Source organism: Peteryoungia algae, from assembly GCF_030369675.1.
GTDB lineage: Bacteria > Pseudomonadota > Alphaproteobacteria > Rhizobiales > Rhizobiaceae > Allorhizobium > Allorhizobium algae.
Genome location: NZ_CP128477.1, coordinates 4,050,558 through 4,063,889, shown reverse-complemented (window position 1 = coordinate 4,063,889; position 13,332 = coordinate 4,050,558). Strand labels below are relative to the sequence as shown.

Genomic DNA, 13,332 nt, shown 5'->3' with positions numbered 1-13,332 from the left:
ACCGGCCGCCAGCTCCGACCTCCCGCCACGCATCAAGCGCCCCCGCGACCCCCGTCTCGACGTGTTTCGCGGGATCGGAATGCTGATCATACTGCTCGCGCATGTGCCGAACGACCATTGGGCCCTGTGGATCCCGGCGCGTTTCGGATTTTCGGATGCCACCGAAATGTTCGTCTTCCTGTCGGGCATGGCATCGGCGATTGCGTTCGGTCGCCTTTTCGACCGGGAGGGGATCGTCATGCTGTCGGCACGGGTGGTGCAGCGCATCTGGCAGATCTACTGGTCGCATATCTGCGTTTTCATCGTGGTCGCAACGCTGATGGCCGCCGCCGGCAACAAGCCGGACGGTACCTCCTACATACAGAGCCTCAATCTCGTCCGGCTTTTCACCGACCCCGCCCCGCTTCTTCCGGGACTGATGACCCTCACCTATGTGCCGAACTATTTCGACATCCTCCCGATGTACATGGTGATCCTGGCCCTCATGCCGCTCATGCTCTTGGCTGAGCGAGCGAACCGGTATCTGCCGATACTGCTGATGGTCGTGCTTTGGCTGTCCGCTCAGTTTTCCCTGGTGCATTTTCCAGCGGAACCGTGGTCCGATCGCCGCTGGTTCTTCGACCCCTTCGGCTGGCAGCTCATCTTCTTCCTCGGCTTCTTTCTGATGCGCGGGACAATCGTTCCGCCGCCAGACAATCGATGGGTCATGGCTTTGGCCATCGTGGTCGTTCTCGTGACCATCCCCTTCGCCTGGTACATGGTCCTCGACGCATCCGCATTCTTCCGGGATGCCGCTCAGGCCATCCGGCCTTTGACCAACAAGACCACGTTCGGCCTGTTGCGGCTCGTCCACTTCGTGGCACTCGCCTATATCGCCTTCCATGCCGTCGGCGTCGGGGGGCAGAGGTTGATCCATCCGCGCGTCTATCCCGCCACGCGCGTGTTGATGAAGGTTGGGCAACAATCCCTGGCCGTCTTCACCACAGGCATGGTTGTCGCACAGATGATCGGCATCTGGCTCGATCATGTCGGACGCACGCCTGTGTGGATGACGGTTGCCAATCTCACCGGCTTCGCCCTGCTTATCGGTACCGCTTATCTGGTGGCCTGGTTCAAGGCCGCGCCCTGGAAGGCATGACACGACATGGCATCTGAGAAGTTTGACACAATGAGCAAACAAGACACACAAGTTGCACCTGGCAGCCTTGAAGGACTGCGCGTGCTGGACCTGTCCCGCATTCTGGCTGGCCCGACGGCAACCCAGCTCATGGCCGATCTCGGCGCCGAGGTGATCAAGGTCGAAAAGCCCGGGAGCGGAGACGATACCCGCAGCTGGGGGCCGCCCTTTCTGCCCGACGCCGATGGCAATGACAGCGACCTGAGCGCCTATTTCCTCTCTGCGAACCGGAACAAGAAATCGATCGCCATCGACATCACGAGCGAGGAAGGCGTTGCCTTGCTGCGCCGGCTGGTGGCCATTTCAGACGTCGTGGTCGAAAACTACAAGCCCGGAGACCTCGCGCGCCGCGGTATCGGCTATGAGGACCTGAGGCTCATCAAGCCCGACATCATCTGGTGCTCGATAACAGGATTTGGCCAGACGGGTCCGTATTCCGACCGCATCGGCTACGATTTCCTCATCCAGGCCATGGGCGGGATCATGAGCATCACCGGCGAACCGGAGACAGCCGGGGGCAAACCCGTCAAGGTGGGCGTCGGGATCGCCGACGTCATGTGCGGCATGTATGCAACCGTCGGCGTTCTGGCGGCGCTCAGGCACCGCGACCGCACGGGACAAGGGCAGCATATCGACCTTGCTCTTTATGACAGCCAGGTCGCCTGGCTCATCAACGCAGCCACAAATCATCTGGTTTCAGGCCGGGTGCCCAAGGCTCTCGGCAATGCACATCCCAATATCGCGCCTTACCAGACATTTGCGGCATCCGATGAGTATCTGGCCGTTGCTGTCGGCAATGACCAGCAATTCGCACGCTTTGCCGAGGCAATAGGACTTGCAGAACTCGCCCTCGACGACCGGTTCAGAAGAAACCGGGACAGGCTCGCCAATCTTGAAGATCTGCAGGCCCTGATCCAGGCGGAAATTTCCAGGGATACCGCTCTGTCCTGGGAGCAGCGCCTGCTCGGCGCCGGTGTGCCGGCCGGCCGCGTCGCGACCATCGATACCGTCCTCACCGATCCCCATACGCTGGCGCGCGGAATGGTGGTGGAACTGCCGGGGGATGAGGCCGAGGATCCGGTTCGCCTTCTTGGAAATCCGCTCAAGATGTCGGTGACGCCTGTTCACTACCACACTCGCCCCCCGCATCTCGATGCCGACCGCGAGGCAGTCCTGCGGCTTCTGGAACCAGACGCGGATTGAGCGGGAGCCCGCCTGCTTCAGCGTCTGTTCCAGACGCTGGCAATCCGCTCGGCCAGGGTCAAGGTTGCGAAAGCGGCGACGACATAGGCGATCACGGACAGATCCTGGAAGATCGTGCCGCGCAGGTAAGTCGGGCCATTAGTCCACAGGATCCACAGGAACCAGACGAGGCCCGCAACGAAGACAAGGCCCAAGAGATGGCGCAAACGCGATGGCCGCGTGTCCTCGCTCATGAGGCCACACCAGGTCTGGCGGGCGTTTCGACCTTGAAGATCATGATATCGTCGCGCTGCTCGATCTCACCCTCGAGCTCGATCAGCAAACCGGTGTGATCGAGCAGTGCGCGCGGCAAGGGTCCTCCATCAGCGCCTGCCATCAGCAGGAAGTTGTGGCCTTCCACCGGCGAAGTCGTCACGAAAACGGGCGGCACGCCGCCAGTGATGCAGAGATTGGCGCAGGCCTTGTGCGCAAGCCCGGTTCCCGGCCGCATGGCACCGGCGTAACACTTGCCGTCGCAGATTTCGCCCGTCAGACGCCAGCGGCCAAGGGCGACCGGGGCTTGAGGCTGGACGGCACCTGCCGGTGGCTCCACGCCTGCCAACCCGTTGCGGCCACCTACCAGCAGCATGTCAAGCTCGCCGCGCTTGACGAAGATGCCGGAGACTTCGGCCCACTGCCCAGCGAGAGGATCGGCGGCGTTGGCGACACCCGCCTTTCCCTGCCCGGACAGCATGATGGCGCGTGGGCCTTTGCCATCCTGTGCGGGTACGCGCAGGATGGGATAGGGCAGCGTTTCCAGGACGCCAGCCAGACGCCCGCCCTTCAATTCGTCGACATAACCACCGGAGCCGGGATCCTGGGCCGAGAGCGAGAAGGCCAGTGACGCCGAGACAAGGCCCAGGAGGAAGAACACACTGACGAGAAGCGCACACTGCGCGATTTCCGGTGGGACCTTCTTCGCATAGCCAATGAAAAATCCGGGATCTGGCGGCCGAGGCATCATGGCGAAGTCCTTCTCGACGGCAGTGGTGGAGAGGCAGGGGGCGGCGCACCGTCGATCACGACGGGCTCGATCCTCGTCCCGAGCGGCACGGCGACCGGATCGACCAGGACACGCGCACCGGAGATCTTCACACGATATTTGCGCACTCTCTCCCTGAAGGGCGGCGGGGCGCAACCGTCCTCCAGACGATATTGATAGCCGTGCCAGGGGCAGGTTGCAAAACCCATGACCACCTTGCCCTCCCCGATCGGACCATTCTGGTGCGAGCACAGGTTGGAAAGTGCCGACAACCGGTTCTTGAACCGGAACACGGCAACCCGCTCCCCTCGAGGAAGCACGCCGACGATCGCCCGCCCCTCCTGAATGGCATCCAGTGCGCCGACATCCACCCAGTCAGTCTTTGCGTCGATCCGAGACGCTGCGTCATCGATCGCCATCTCCCGGCGCCCGGCAAGCAGATGGAGGACCGACAGAGCGGCGAGGCTTGCACTCAGGAACAAGGCCGTCATCGGGTTCGTCCCATCGATTGCCGCCCCCAGGCCCACATGCAGCACGGCGGCTGCATAGGCCGCATAGATGCCCATATGCATGGCCTTCCAGACCGGAGGCGACAGGAAGGACAGCCAGAAGTCGTGGCTCGTTGCGGCCAGCACCAGCAGGATCACGAGAGCAAAGACGCCGAACAGTTCGAACGGAAAACCGGCAATGCTGCCGAAGCTCGTATTGCTGGTGAAAAGCGCCGTGAATTTTGGCGTGGCGCTGAAGGCGAAATACCAGTCCAGCACAAACATGGCATGGGTAAAGGCGACCGCCGCCGTCATGACACCAAGATGGCGCCGGTTGTAGAGCAATGGCAGAAAACGGGAGTCGAGCCTGGCGAGCGGACCGATGGCCAGCACCAAGGTCAGCAAGAGAAAGGCCAGCGAGCCGAAGGCGCGCATGCGCAAGATCGGTGTGTCAACCGCGCGGACGGAGGAAGAGAGAAGTGGCGCGAGCTTGAGGTAGAGGAGGATGTAGGCGACCACCCCGCACAAGAGGATGGCGTCATAGATGAGCTTGTTGCGGTTCCAGCCAACGGGCTTGTATGCCGTGCTCATGGCTGCTCCTGCCGGTCGCCGGCATCGAGCCGTATGGGTGGCGCGTCCATCGAAAGCTTCGGTTTCGATATGAAGGCAATCGCCAGGGCAAGAGGCAGGGCGATCGCGAGCACAGTCCATATCCACCCATGAGCCTTGCGATGCGCGCGTTGCATCGGCCTAGCCTCCCCTGCTTCGGGCGAGCACAACCCATCGCCACACCACCAGAGGCCATAGGAGAACAATGCCCGGGATCAACAAGGGACGAAACGCATAGGCCCCCACGGCGGCATGATCGATCCGGTCGATACCGACAGACAGGAAAGCCACCGCCACGAGGAGCCCCGGTGCGGCCCAGAGGAGAAGCAGAAAACGGACGGGGTCGGCGAACACATCCATGCCGATCACCTCACTCCAGTCCTGTTGCGGGAATGGCAGCGCCGGTCACCACGGCTGCTTCCGGTGAGATGAGGAAGGCAATCAGCCGGGCAATGGAATCGGGGGAGACCCAGTCTGCCACGTTGGCATTGGGCATGGCTGCGCGATTTTGCGGCGTATCAATCGTGCCGGGCAAGATGCAGTTGGCCGTGATGCGATTGCCGCGATGTTCGGCAGCAATGCTCTCCGTCAGCCTCAGCACCGCAGCCTTTGATGCAGCATAGGCAGCCTGATTGGCGCCCGCCTTCAAGCCCGGGCCCGCCGCGATATGCACGATGCGGCCATACCGGGCCGCCTGCATGACGGGGAGTACAGCGACACTGGTGACAAGGGCAACCCGAGCGTTCAGGTTCATCATCTGATCAAACTGGGCAAGAGTATCGCCACCGACCGGCCCGGTCGCGAAACCGCCGACCGTGTTGACGAGGCCGTCGATCCCGCCGAAAGAATCGACTGCCGCCTCCGTCATTGCCTGGGCGATCGAGGGATTGCTGAGGTCGGCGCCCACAAATGTCAGAACTTTCGCCTTTGACGGCAGTGACTCAACCAAGGCAGCCAGTACATCTGGCGTTCGATCCACGCAGACCAGGTTTACGCCCTGTCCGGCAAGTCTTGTCGCTGTTGCGCGGCCCAGGTTTCCCCCGGCGCCGGTCACAATCACGCATGTGGGTTCTCGCATGACCTGAACTCCCCAAAGAGTGGCAGATAGACCGATGATGGTCGCGACGGCCTTATCTGTCCGTTAGACGCTCTTCGCCTGAAAGCGTTACAGGCAAGCAGGACAGAAAGTTTCCGTCAGCCCACCGACGCGCGCGCGCGCGCTCGCATCGCCGGGTGACCCGCTGCTCGCCGGAACCCTCGGCCTTGGGCATTGGGCTCCACCAGCATCCTTGCGCAAAGCCGTCCCGTTGACAACTTTAGGCCACTGCAACCTCAATGCCGGTCTCGCTCACAAATCCGGATGGCGATTGACGTCCTTGTAGAGCAGGTAACGGAAGCGTCCCGGGCCACCGGCATAGCAGGCCTGGGGGCAGAAGGCGCGGAGCCACATGTAGTCGCCGGCCTCGACTTCCACCCAATCCTCGTTCAGGCGATAGACCGCCTTGCCCTCCAGCACATAAAGCCCGTGCTCCATGATATGCGTTTCCATGAAGGGAATGACGGCGCCCGGCTCGAAGGTCACGATATTGAGGTGCATGTCGTAACGTATGTCGGACGGATCGATGAAGCGCGTGGTCGCCCAGCGGCCCTCGGTCTCCGGCATGGCGTGCATCACGCAGTCGTCTTCATGGGTGAAGATGGCCGGCGGCGCTTCCAGGCCATCCACGACCTTGAAGGCCTTGCGGACCCAATGAAATCGGATTGGTGCCGCGCTGTCATTGCGGAAGGTCCATTTTTCGCCGGCGGGCAGATAGGCAAACGAGCCGGCGCGCAGTGGGTGATCGTGGCCGTCATAGGTGATTGCCCCCTCGCCTTCGACAACGAAGATCGCGGCCGAGGCCCGTGCATCCGGCTCGGGCCTGAGGCTGCCGCCACCGGGCTTCACTTCCATGATGTACTGGGCGAAGGTCTCGGCAAATCCGCTCAACGGCCGCGCGATGATCCAGGCCCTGGTTTCGTCCCAATGCGGCAGAATGCTGGTGACGATGTCGCTCATCACCGTCTTCGGGATGACCGCATAGGCTGTCTTGAACACGGCCTTGCTGGACAAGGTTTGGGTCTGCGGCGGAAGTCCGCCAAGCTGCGAATAATACTGGTTGCTGCTCATTGTGCGAATAACGTCTCGATTGCCTTGCGATTCTCCCATTCCTGCGGTGTCAGCGTCTTGATGTCAAACTGATCTCGCGCCCGCTTCGCGGTGGGCACCTGCAATTCGGGAAACGTCGAAGACCCCAGCTGAGACGCGTCGCCGTCCGCTTTGCCAAGCCTGCAGGAAATCCTGGCAGCCCGGCCCGATGGAACAAAAACGCCGCGTGGGTGTTGCGCCCCGAGTGGGGGTTCCACAAAAGGGGAAATCGTGTTCGGGGCAATCGGTTTTATCAATCCAGAATTGGAATGCTGCTGATGGATCTCGATATCTATTGCGGCCCCGCGCCGACACCTGACATTCTCTGGAGCGCGTGGAACTTCGATCCGCCCCTGCTGGCAGGTGTCGCTGCCATATTCCTCTTCCTGGTGATCTCGGCCAAGAGCCGGCGGCAAAGACTGGCGGCCTGGACGTCGCTCGTGTTGATGCTGCTGGCATTTGTATCGCCACTCTGTGCGCTCGCTTCCGCGCTCTTTTCCGCCCGTGTCGCCCACCACGTGGTGCTCGTGACACTGCTTGCGCCGGCCATCATCCTTGCGATGCCAGCCGAGACACTGCGCAGACCGCAGCTGCCGGCGCAGCTGTCGTTCATCACGCATACGGTCCTGATGTGGGTCTGGCATGCGCCGGGTCCGTATCTCTTCGCGCTCGGCTCTCCCGCTGCCTACTGGCTGATGGAGCTCAGCCTGATCGGCTCCGCGCTCTGGCTGTGGATGGACATTCTTTCCCCGCAGCGCTCGGCGGGGGCTGCCATTGGCCTCCTGCTGGGCACGACGATCCAGATGGGCATGCTGGGCGCGCTCCTGACATTCTCGCGCGAACCGCTTTTTGCCTCCCATATGGACAGCACCCATGCCTTCGGGCTTTCCCCGCTGGCGGATCAGCAGCTGGCCGGTCTGCTCATGTGGGTTCCTGCCGCGCTTCCCTATCTCGCTGCTGCCCTGCTCAGGCTGCGCAGCGTCTTCTCCGGACGAAGCTTCGACAGCAAGGCACCTCGCTGATGATTGTCCTGCTCAAATTCGTCCATATCACCGCGATTGCCATCTGGACGGCAGGGCTCATCAGCCTGCCGAGCCTCTATGTGCAGCGGGCCCATGTCGAAGACGACGATGCGCTTTACCGCATGCAGCGCATGACCCGTTTCGCCTTCGTCGCCCTCATCTCGCCAGCCGCCTTCATCGCGGTCTCAAGCGGCATTGCGCTCAGCTTTCTCCGTGACGTGTTTTCAGCCTGGTTCTCCTGGAAGCTCGGTTTCGTCGGCCTGCTGGCCATGTTCCATGTATTTTCCGGCCTCGTGGTCATCCGGCTCTTCCGTGAAGGCGAGGTCTATCCTCCATGGCGCTTCGTGCTGGCCACGGCCAGCTGTTGCGCGGTTGTGGTCGCCATCCTCATCCTGGTTCTGGCCAAGCAGGCGCCCGCTCTCTCTCTTCCACCCATCATGTCGGAGCCAGGCGGCCTGCAGCGTCTGCTCGATCCGTTCAATCCTTGGGCGACACCATGAGGCCGATTCCGTGATCGAAGATCAGCTTGCCCCCGTGCCAGCCGGCGACGCCGGTCAATACGGCTGCCAGACCAGACAGCAGCAGACCATGCGGCAGAACCGCATCCGGTTCGAGCAGCCTCAGCCCCCAGTTGGCGCCGGCCACCGAGATCAGGGTGACGGCCGCAATGGCATGGGCCCAGCTTGCGACGCGGGCACGAATGCCGGGCACGGCCAGAAGTTCGACGGTACCGACGATGCCGGCTGCTACGCCCGCGACAAAGGCAGTTCCCGCTGTCCAGAGACCGACCCTGAGCCAAAATGGATCGGCGCTCCACCAGTAGAAGACGTCGACGGCGAGCGTGCCGAAGACGAGAGCAATGGGAAAATGCACGCTCATGGCATGCAACGGGTGCCCCGCCACGGCGATCGCCGAGGTCTTGTCCTTTTCCTCCAACTGCTCGATGACAGGGTTGGGCGTGCTGCTCTGCGACGTCTCGGCCATGAAAACTCTCCGTTTTCGATGAAAAGGCGCGGGATGTGGAGAATGTTCCACCGCCCCATCCTCGCATCTGTCGCTCCACTCATTCTCGCCTCCTGTTCCGGCGACCTGTCGGCGCTCGATCCGGCCGGGCCCTATGCCGGCGCGATCGCCGATCTCTGGTGGATCATGCTGGCGGGCGCCATGGCGATCCTCACCCTTGTGATCGTGCTCTTCGGCCTCGTTCTCTTCCGCCCTGATTTCGGGCGCAGCCTTTCGGCCAAAGGCTGGATGATCGCCGGCGGCCTGTTCCTGCCGGTTCCCGTGCTTATCGCACTGATGACCTATGGCATGGCACAAGGCGAGTACCTGATCGGTGCCTGGCAGAATGAACCGGTGATGGCGCGCGTCGAGGCGCGCGGCGCCATGTGGCGCTGGGACTTCCGCTATCCGGATATCGGGGCGGACATGTCGACCACCGAGACGCTGCACATTCCCGCCGGGGGTGTCGTCGAAGTTCGCGTCACAAGCGCCGATGTCGTGCACAGCTTCTGGATCCCGCGTCTCGCCGGCAAGATCGACGCCGTCCCCGGCCACGAGACCGTGCTGCGGATCAAGGCCGATGTGCCGGGGCGATATGCCGGAATCTGCGCGGAATATTGCGGCGCCGGCCATGCGGGCATGCGCTTCACGGTGGAGGCCCACGCGCCGGAGACCTACCGGCAAAAATTGAATGCGTTGACGGCGGAGGTGCCTGCATCATGATGGACAATAGGCCCGAAACCGGCTTCGAGACCGCAGGATCGCCGATCCGGCTGCACCGTCAGCTGAACGCCATCTGGGGATCGGGGCAAGGCTTGCAGCGGCTGTCTGCGGTCAACCACACGATCGTCGGCATCCGTTTCATGGTCACCGCGCTCGTCTTCTTTGCCATCGGCGGCATTCTCGCCATGCTGATCCGCACGCAGCTTGCCTCGACGAACAGCACCTTTCTGGATGCCGCCCAATATGCGCAGGTCTTCACGATGCATGGCGTCATCATGATGTTCCTCTTCGCCATTCCCTTCTTCGAGGGACTAGCGATCTATCTCCTGCCAAAGATGCTCGGCGCGCGCGATCTCGCATTCCCGCGCATGTCAGCCTATGGCTACTGGTGCTACCTCTTCGGCGGCTCCTTCCTCGTCGCAGCGCTCCTTTTCGGTATCGCGCCGGACGGCGGCTGGTTCATGTATACGCCGCTCTCATCTCGCCCCTATTCGCCCGGCATCAATGCCGATGTCTGGCTGCTCGGCATCACCTTCGTGGAAATCTCGGCGCTGTCTGCCGCCATCGAGATCACAGTGACCATCCTGAAGCTTCGGTCACCCGGCATGTCGCTCACGCGTATGCCGATCTTCGCCTGGTACATGCTTGTGGTGGCGGCGATGATGCTGATCGGCTTCCCGCCGCTGATCCTCGGCTCCATACTGCTCGAGGTCGAGCGGGCCTTCGACCTGCCCTTCTTCGACCCCACACGCGGTGGCGACCCGCTCTTGTGGCAGCACCTCTTCTGGCTGTTCGGGCATCCGGAAGTCTATATCATCTTCCTGCCTGCGGCCGGCGCGCTCTCGACCATCATCCCGGTGCTGTCGCGCACACGGCTCGAAGGCTACGGACTGATCGTGGCGGCGATCGTCGCCATGGCCTTCCTCTCCTTCGGCCTGTGGGTGCACCACATGTATACGGTGGGCATTCCGCATGTGGCGCTTTCCTTCTTCTCTGCCGCCAGCGCGCTGGTCGCCATTCCTACAGGCATCCAGATCTTCGCCTGGCTCGCGACCATGGCGCATGGGCGACCGCAGTTCTCGATCCCGATGCTGCATGTCTTCGGCTTCTTCTTCGTCTTCGTGCTCGGCGGCCTCACCGGAGTGATGCTCGCCATGGTGCCCTTCGATTGGCAGGCCCATGACACGCATTTCGTGGTCGCTCACCTGCATTACGTCCTGGTCGGCGGCTTTGTCTTTCCGATGATGGCTGCCGCCTATTACTGGCTGCCGCACATCACCGGCCGGCAACCGGTGCAGCACCTGTCCAAACCGGCCTTCTGGCTGGTCTTCATCGGCTTCAACGTGACCTTCTTCGCCATGCATCTGACCGGGCTGCGCGGCATGCCCCGAAGGGTGTTCGAATACCCGCAGGAAGCCGGGTGGGAGGTCCTCAACTTCGTCTCCTCGGTCGGCGGCTTCGTCATGACGATCGGCTTTGCCCTGGTCGCCGTAGACCTGATCATGCTGGTGCGCTACGGCCGGCGCTTCCGCCGGGATCCCTGGAAGGCCGGAACGCTGGAATGGGCCACGCCGACGCCGGCAACGTCCTACAACTTCGGTTCGCTTCCGCATATCGACAACCGCGCCGACGCCCTTGAACCAAGCGTGCTGGGTCCGGATCTGGCGGCGGGGCGGGGTTATCTCGGCTTCACGCGCAATGGCTGGATGGAAACACTGACCGTCGATATGGTGACGGGACGCCTCGACCATGTCGTCGTCCTGCCCCGGCCCACCTACCTGCCCCTGTGGACAGCGATTGCGACGGCTGCCTTCTTCGCCAGCCTGCTCGCCAAACTCTATTGGGCGACACCGATCGCACTTCTCGCCGTCATTGCTCTCTTCCTCCTCTGGACGCCGTCGACAGGATTGAAGCAGAACATCGGCCCCCTGGAGGTCGGACATGGCGAAAGAGCTTTGCATCACCAGGAGGTCGCCCAACCGCCCTCCTGGTGGGCGGTTGTCTTTGCGCTCGCTGCGGATGCCACGCTCTACACCTCGCTCATCTTCGGCGGCTTCTTCCTGTGGCTGTCCGCACCGAACTGGCCGCCACCGGATCTCGACTTCACCTTTGCCGGCCCGTCGATCATTGCAGGCATCGCCCTGCTGGGCGCGGCACTCTCGACCAGGCTCGCCGACGGCCGATCCGGCAAGACAGTCTTTGGCCTCGCAATTACGCTCGTGGCGCATCTGGTCACGGTCGGCGCCCTGTCCGTGGTCATGCTGTCGCTCCCGGCGCCGACCAGCCATGCAGCCCTGGCTTCGGCCCTGGCCGTCGCCGCCTATGTCACACTGCATGCAGGCATTGGCGCAGTGCTTGCTGGCTATGGATTGTGGCGTTGGCATGCGGGCTATATCTCGGTGCAGCGCAAGCTGGATCTTCGGATCGGCAGCCTCTGGCATGATTACACGGCTATCGCCGGTCTCGTCGGCCTGGCCTTTCCTTTCGTCCTGCAGAGCCTGACCGGTGCGGGAGGGCGGTGAGATGCGTGTGTCCCCCTTCATCCAGATCCTGACCGGCTTCATCATCTGGTCGGCGGCCTTTCTGTTGCTCTACGCAACCCAGGCAACCGGGTGCCATCTGGGATGGCACGAGCTCGATATCGGCCCCGTCTCAGTCCTCCGATTGTTGCTGACCACAATCTTCGTCCTCGTCCTTGCGCTGCTTGGCGGACTTTTCTGGTCCGCGAGGCAGGTCAAGGACCGCTCAGCAGACACATCTGAAACGCTGACACAGATCGCGACGACGGTTCACATCGCGGCCATCGTCTCGACCCTGATCACCTTTTCCGGATTGTTCTGGCTGACCCTCTGCTGAGGAAGCCGCGCGGGCCTTGCCAGCATTTTTCTTTGAAAACCGGCGCATAGGACAATCTTAACCAAGTAAATTCAGGTAAATCTTAAGGACCAAATGCTCAGATACTCCCCCAAGGGAGAACCCATCATGCGCATCATCGTTTCTGCTTTCTTATGCCTTTTCATGACCTGCGTTGCCGCACCGGTTTGGGCGGCCAACCCGGAATGGAGGGCAGCACGGGCTACGGAGCAGGTGCGCTACACGCTCGACAAGACCACCTGGATCCCTCTGCGCAAGGGCATGTCCGTGCCGAATGACGCGTGGATCTCGACCGGGCCACGCGGACGCCTTCAACTCGTGCGGGGAACGGAGAGCATCGCCTTCCAGCCGAATACACTGGCCGCGATCTTCACCCGGGGTGACAATCAGAACCGAAAGACCGAGGTCGTCCAGCAGGTCGGCGAGATCAGCCTCGAGATCGAAAAGCGGTTGCAGCCACATACCACCATCCAGACTCCCTTTCTCGCTGCCGTCGTGAAGGGCACGCGCTTTACCGTGAAGGTCGGAAAGATCGATGCGGCCATCGCGGTCGATCGCGGGCTGGTGCAGGTGACCAGCTTCCGGAGCGGCGAACGCAGCAATCTCGGCGCGGGTCAGGGTGCGCGCGTGGATGCGTCCGGCATGACGGTTGCGGGGCTGTCGCAAAAACCAGCCATCACGCGCGTTGCTCCCTCCGCTCCCGCGCTCAGGGCATTCGGTGCGACCGCCACCACCACAGACAATCAGTCTGACACCGCCTCAACGAAGGGTATCAACGCGTCCGACGGGAAGGCGGGTGGGAACAGCAACAGCGGCGGCAACGGAAATGGAAACGGGAACGGCAACGGCAACGGAAACGGAAACGGAAACGGAAACGGAAACGGGAACGGCAACGGCAACGGCAACGGAAACGGCAACGGCAACGGCAACGGCAACGGCAACGGCAACGGCAACGGGAACGGCAACGGCAACGGCAACGGCAACGGCAACGGCAATGGGAAGGACAAAGGCGATGACGATGACTGATG

General features: G+C 62.4%; 15 protein-coding genes. 8 read left to right on the top strand and 7 right to left on the bottom strand.

Annotation, left to right across the window (positions count from 1 at the left end):
• Positions 1 to 79: 79 nt before the first annotated feature.
• Both QTL56_RS19235 and QTL56_RS19230 read left to right on the top strand, forming a co-directional pair.
• Positions 80 to 1,138 carry an OpgC family protein gene (locus tag QTL56_RS19235; protein ID WP_245134876.1) on the top strand — a complete coding sequence of 353 codons (1,059 nt, stop codon included), beginning with the start codon at positions 80 to 82 and terminating at the stop codon, positions 1,136 to 1,138.
• 30 nt (positions 1,139 to 1,168) lie between these two features.
• Positions 1,169 to 2,380 carry a CaiB/BaiF CoA transferase family protein gene (locus QTL56_RS19230; RefSeq protein WP_245134873.1) on the top strand — a complete coding sequence of 404 codons (1,212 nt, stop codon included), beginning with the start codon at positions 1,169 to 1,171 and terminating at the stop codon, positions 2,378 to 2,380.
• 17 nt (positions 2,381 to 2,397) lie between these two features.
• Here the strand turns inward: QTL56_RS19230 and QTL56_RS19225 are convergent, their stop codons facing one another.
• The 6 genes from QTL56_RS19225 to QTL56_RS19200 form a co-directional block, all read right to left on the bottom strand.
• On the bottom strand, positions 2,398 to 2,613 hold the full coding sequence (locus QTL56_RS19225; RefSeq protein WP_245134872.1) for a hypothetical protein: 216 nt from the start codon (positions 2,611 to 2,613) through the stop codon (positions 2,398 to 2,400).
• On the bottom strand, positions 2,610 to 3,383 hold the full coding sequence (locus QTL56_RS19220; protein ID WP_245134870.1) for a hypothetical protein: 774 nt from the start codon (positions 3,381 to 3,383) through the stop codon (positions 2,610 to 2,612). The genes QTL56_RS19225 and QTL56_RS19220 overlap by 4 nt, the downstream gene beginning before the upstream one ends.
• Positions 3,380 to 4,480 carry a Rieske 2Fe-2S domain-containing protein gene (locus QTL56_RS19215; protein WP_245134868.1) on the bottom strand — a complete coding sequence of 367 codons (1,101 nt, stop codon included), beginning with the start codon at positions 4,478 to 4,480 and terminating at the stop codon, positions 3,380 to 3,382. The genes QTL56_RS19220 and QTL56_RS19215 overlap by 4 nt, the downstream gene beginning before the upstream one ends.
• A complete protein-coding gene (locus tag QTL56_RS19210; protein ID WP_245134865.1) occupies positions 4,477 to 4,635 on the bottom strand; it encodes a hypothetical protein in 159 nt (52 codons plus the stop codon). Before QTL56_RS19210 ends, QTL56_RS19215 begins: the two co-directional genes overlap by 4 nt.
• A gap of 233 nt (positions 4,636 to 4,868) precedes the next feature.
• Positions 4,869 to 5,576, bottom strand: coding sequence for an SDR family NAD(P)-dependent oxidoreductase (locus QTL56_RS19205; RefSeq protein ID WP_245134863.1), 708 nt, complete (start codon positions 5,574 to 5,576; stop codon positions 4,869 to 4,871).
• Positions 5,577 to 5,846: 270 nt separating this feature from the next.
• A complete protein-coding gene (locus tag QTL56_RS19200; RefSeq protein ID WP_229572997.1) occupies positions 5,847 to 6,665 on the bottom strand; it encodes a bifunctional allantoicase/(S)-ureidoglycine aminohydrolase in 819 nt (272 codons plus the stop codon).
• A gap of 296 nt (positions 6,666 to 6,961) precedes the next feature.
• Between QTL56_RS19200 and QTL56_RS19195 the strand changes: the two genes are divergently transcribed.
• Together QTL56_RS19195 and QTL56_RS19190 are read left to right on the top strand one after the other, a co-directional pair.
• On the top strand, positions 6,962 to 7,705 hold the full coding sequence (locus QTL56_RS19195; RefSeq protein ID WP_245134861.1) for a cytochrome c oxidase assembly protein: 744 nt from the start codon (positions 6,962 to 6,964) through the stop codon (positions 7,703 to 7,705).
• The gene (locus QTL56_RS19190; RefSeq protein WP_245134859.1) at positions 7,705 to 8,205 is read left to right on the top strand and encodes a CopD family protein; all 501 of its coding nucleotides are present in this window, start codon (positions 7,705 to 7,707) and stop codon (positions 8,203 to 8,205) included. The genes QTL56_RS19195 and QTL56_RS19190 overlap by 1 nt, the downstream gene beginning before the upstream one ends.
• Here QTL56_RS19190 and QTL56_RS19185 read toward each other — a convergent pair.
• Positions 8,183 to 8,689 (bottom strand): DUF2231 domain-containing protein, encoded by a 507-nt coding sequence (locus QTL56_RS19185; protein ID WP_245134856.1) that lies wholly within the window; start codon positions 8,687 to 8,689, stop codon positions 8,183 to 8,185. The genes QTL56_RS19190 and QTL56_RS19185 overlap by 23 nt on opposite strands.
• Before the next feature lie 42 nt (positions 8,690 to 8,731).
• Here QTL56_RS19185 and coxB point away from each other — a divergent pair, with 42 nt between their 5' ends.
• The 4 genes from coxB (at position 8,732) to QTL56_RS19165 (ending at position 13,330) form a co-directional block, all read left to right on the top strand.
• Positions 8,732 to 9,430, top strand: a complete 699-nt coding sequence (coxB, locus tag QTL56_RS19180) for a cytochrome c oxidase subunit II (protein ID WP_245134854.1) — start codon at positions 8,732 to 8,734, stop codon at positions 9,428 to 9,430.
• Positions 9,427 to 11,952 (top strand): cytochrome c oxidase subunit I, encoded by a 2,526-nt coding sequence (ctaD, locus tag QTL56_RS19175; protein ID WP_245134851.1) that lies wholly within the window; start codon positions 9,427 to 9,429, stop codon positions 11,950 to 11,952. The genes coxB and ctaD overlap by 4 nt, the downstream gene beginning before the upstream one ends.
• A 1-nt stretch (position 11,953) precedes the next feature.
• Positions 11,954 to 12,286 carry a hypothetical protein gene (locus tag QTL56_RS19170; RefSeq protein ID WP_245134850.1) on the top strand — a complete coding sequence of 111 codons (333 nt, stop codon included), beginning with the start codon at positions 11,954 to 11,956 and terminating at the stop codon, positions 12,284 to 12,286.
• Positions 12,287 to 12,412: 126 nt separating this feature from the next.
• Positions 12,413 to 13,330 carry a FecR domain-containing protein gene (locus tag QTL56_RS19165; RefSeq protein WP_245134848.1) on the top strand — a complete coding sequence of 306 codons (918 nt, stop codon included), beginning with the start codon at positions 12,413 to 12,415 and terminating at the stop codon, positions 13,328 to 13,330.
• The last annotated feature ends 2 nt before the right edge of the window (positions 13,331 to 13,332 follow it).

Excerpts from the sequence above, each read along its gene's own strand:
- QTL56_RS19235 (WP_245134876.1), top strand. The coding sequence starts at position 80 with ATGCTGATCATACTGCTCGCGCATGTGCCGAACGACCATTGGGCCCTG.
- QTL56_RS19230 (WP_245134873.1), top strand. The coding sequence starts at position 1,169 with ATGAGCAAACAAGACACACAAGTTGCACCTGGCAGCCTTGAAGGACTG.
- QTL56_RS19225 (WP_245134872.1), bottom strand. The coding sequence starts at position 2,613 with ATGAGCGAGGACACGCGGCCATCGCGTTTGCGCCATCTCTTGGGCCTT.
- QTL56_RS19220 (WP_245134870.1), bottom strand. The coding sequence starts at position 3,383 with ATGATGCCTCGGCCGCCAGATCCCGGATTTTTCATTGGCTATGCGAAG.
- QTL56_RS19215 (WP_245134868.1), bottom strand. The coding sequence starts at position 4,480 with ATGAGCACGGCATACAAGCCCGTTGGCTGGAACCGCAACAAGCTCATC.
- QTL56_RS19210 (WP_245134865.1), bottom strand. The coding sequence starts at position 4,635 with ATGCAACGCGCGCATCGCAAGGCTCATGGGTGGATATGGACTGTGCTC.
- QTL56_RS19205 (WP_245134863.1), bottom strand. The coding sequence starts at position 5,576 with ATGCGAGAACCCACATGCGTGATTGTGACCGGCGCCGGGGGAAACCTG.
- QTL56_RS19200 (WP_229572997.1), bottom strand. The coding sequence starts at position 6,665 with ATGAGCAGCAACCAGTATTATTCGCAGCTTGGCGGACTTCCGCCGCAG.
- QTL56_RS19195 (WP_245134861.1), top strand. The coding sequence starts at position 6,962 with ATGGATCTCGATATCTATTGCGGCCCCGCGCCGACACCTGACATTCTC.
- QTL56_RS19190 (WP_245134859.1), top strand. The coding sequence starts at position 7,705 with ATGATTGTCCTGCTCAAATTCGTCCATATCACCGCGATTGCCATCTGG.
- QTL56_RS19185 (WP_245134856.1), bottom strand. The coding sequence starts at position 8,689 with ATGGCCGAGACGTCGCAGAGCAGCACGCCCAACCCTGTCATCGAGCAG.
- coxB (WP_245134854.1), top strand. The coding sequence starts at position 8,732 with ATGTTCCACCGCCCCATCCTCGCATCTGTCGCTCCACTCATTCTCGCC.
- ctaD (WP_245134851.1), top strand. The coding sequence starts at position 9,427 with ATGATGGACAATAGGCCCGAAACCGGCTTCGAGACCGCAGGATCGCCG.
- QTL56_RS19170 (WP_245134850.1), top strand. The coding sequence starts at position 11,954 with ATGCGTGTGTCCCCCTTCATCCAGATCCTGACCGGCTTCATCATCTGG.
- QTL56_RS19165 (WP_245134848.1), top strand. The coding sequence starts at position 12,413 with ATGCGCATCATCGTTTCTGCTTTCTTATGCCTTTTCATGACCTGCGTT.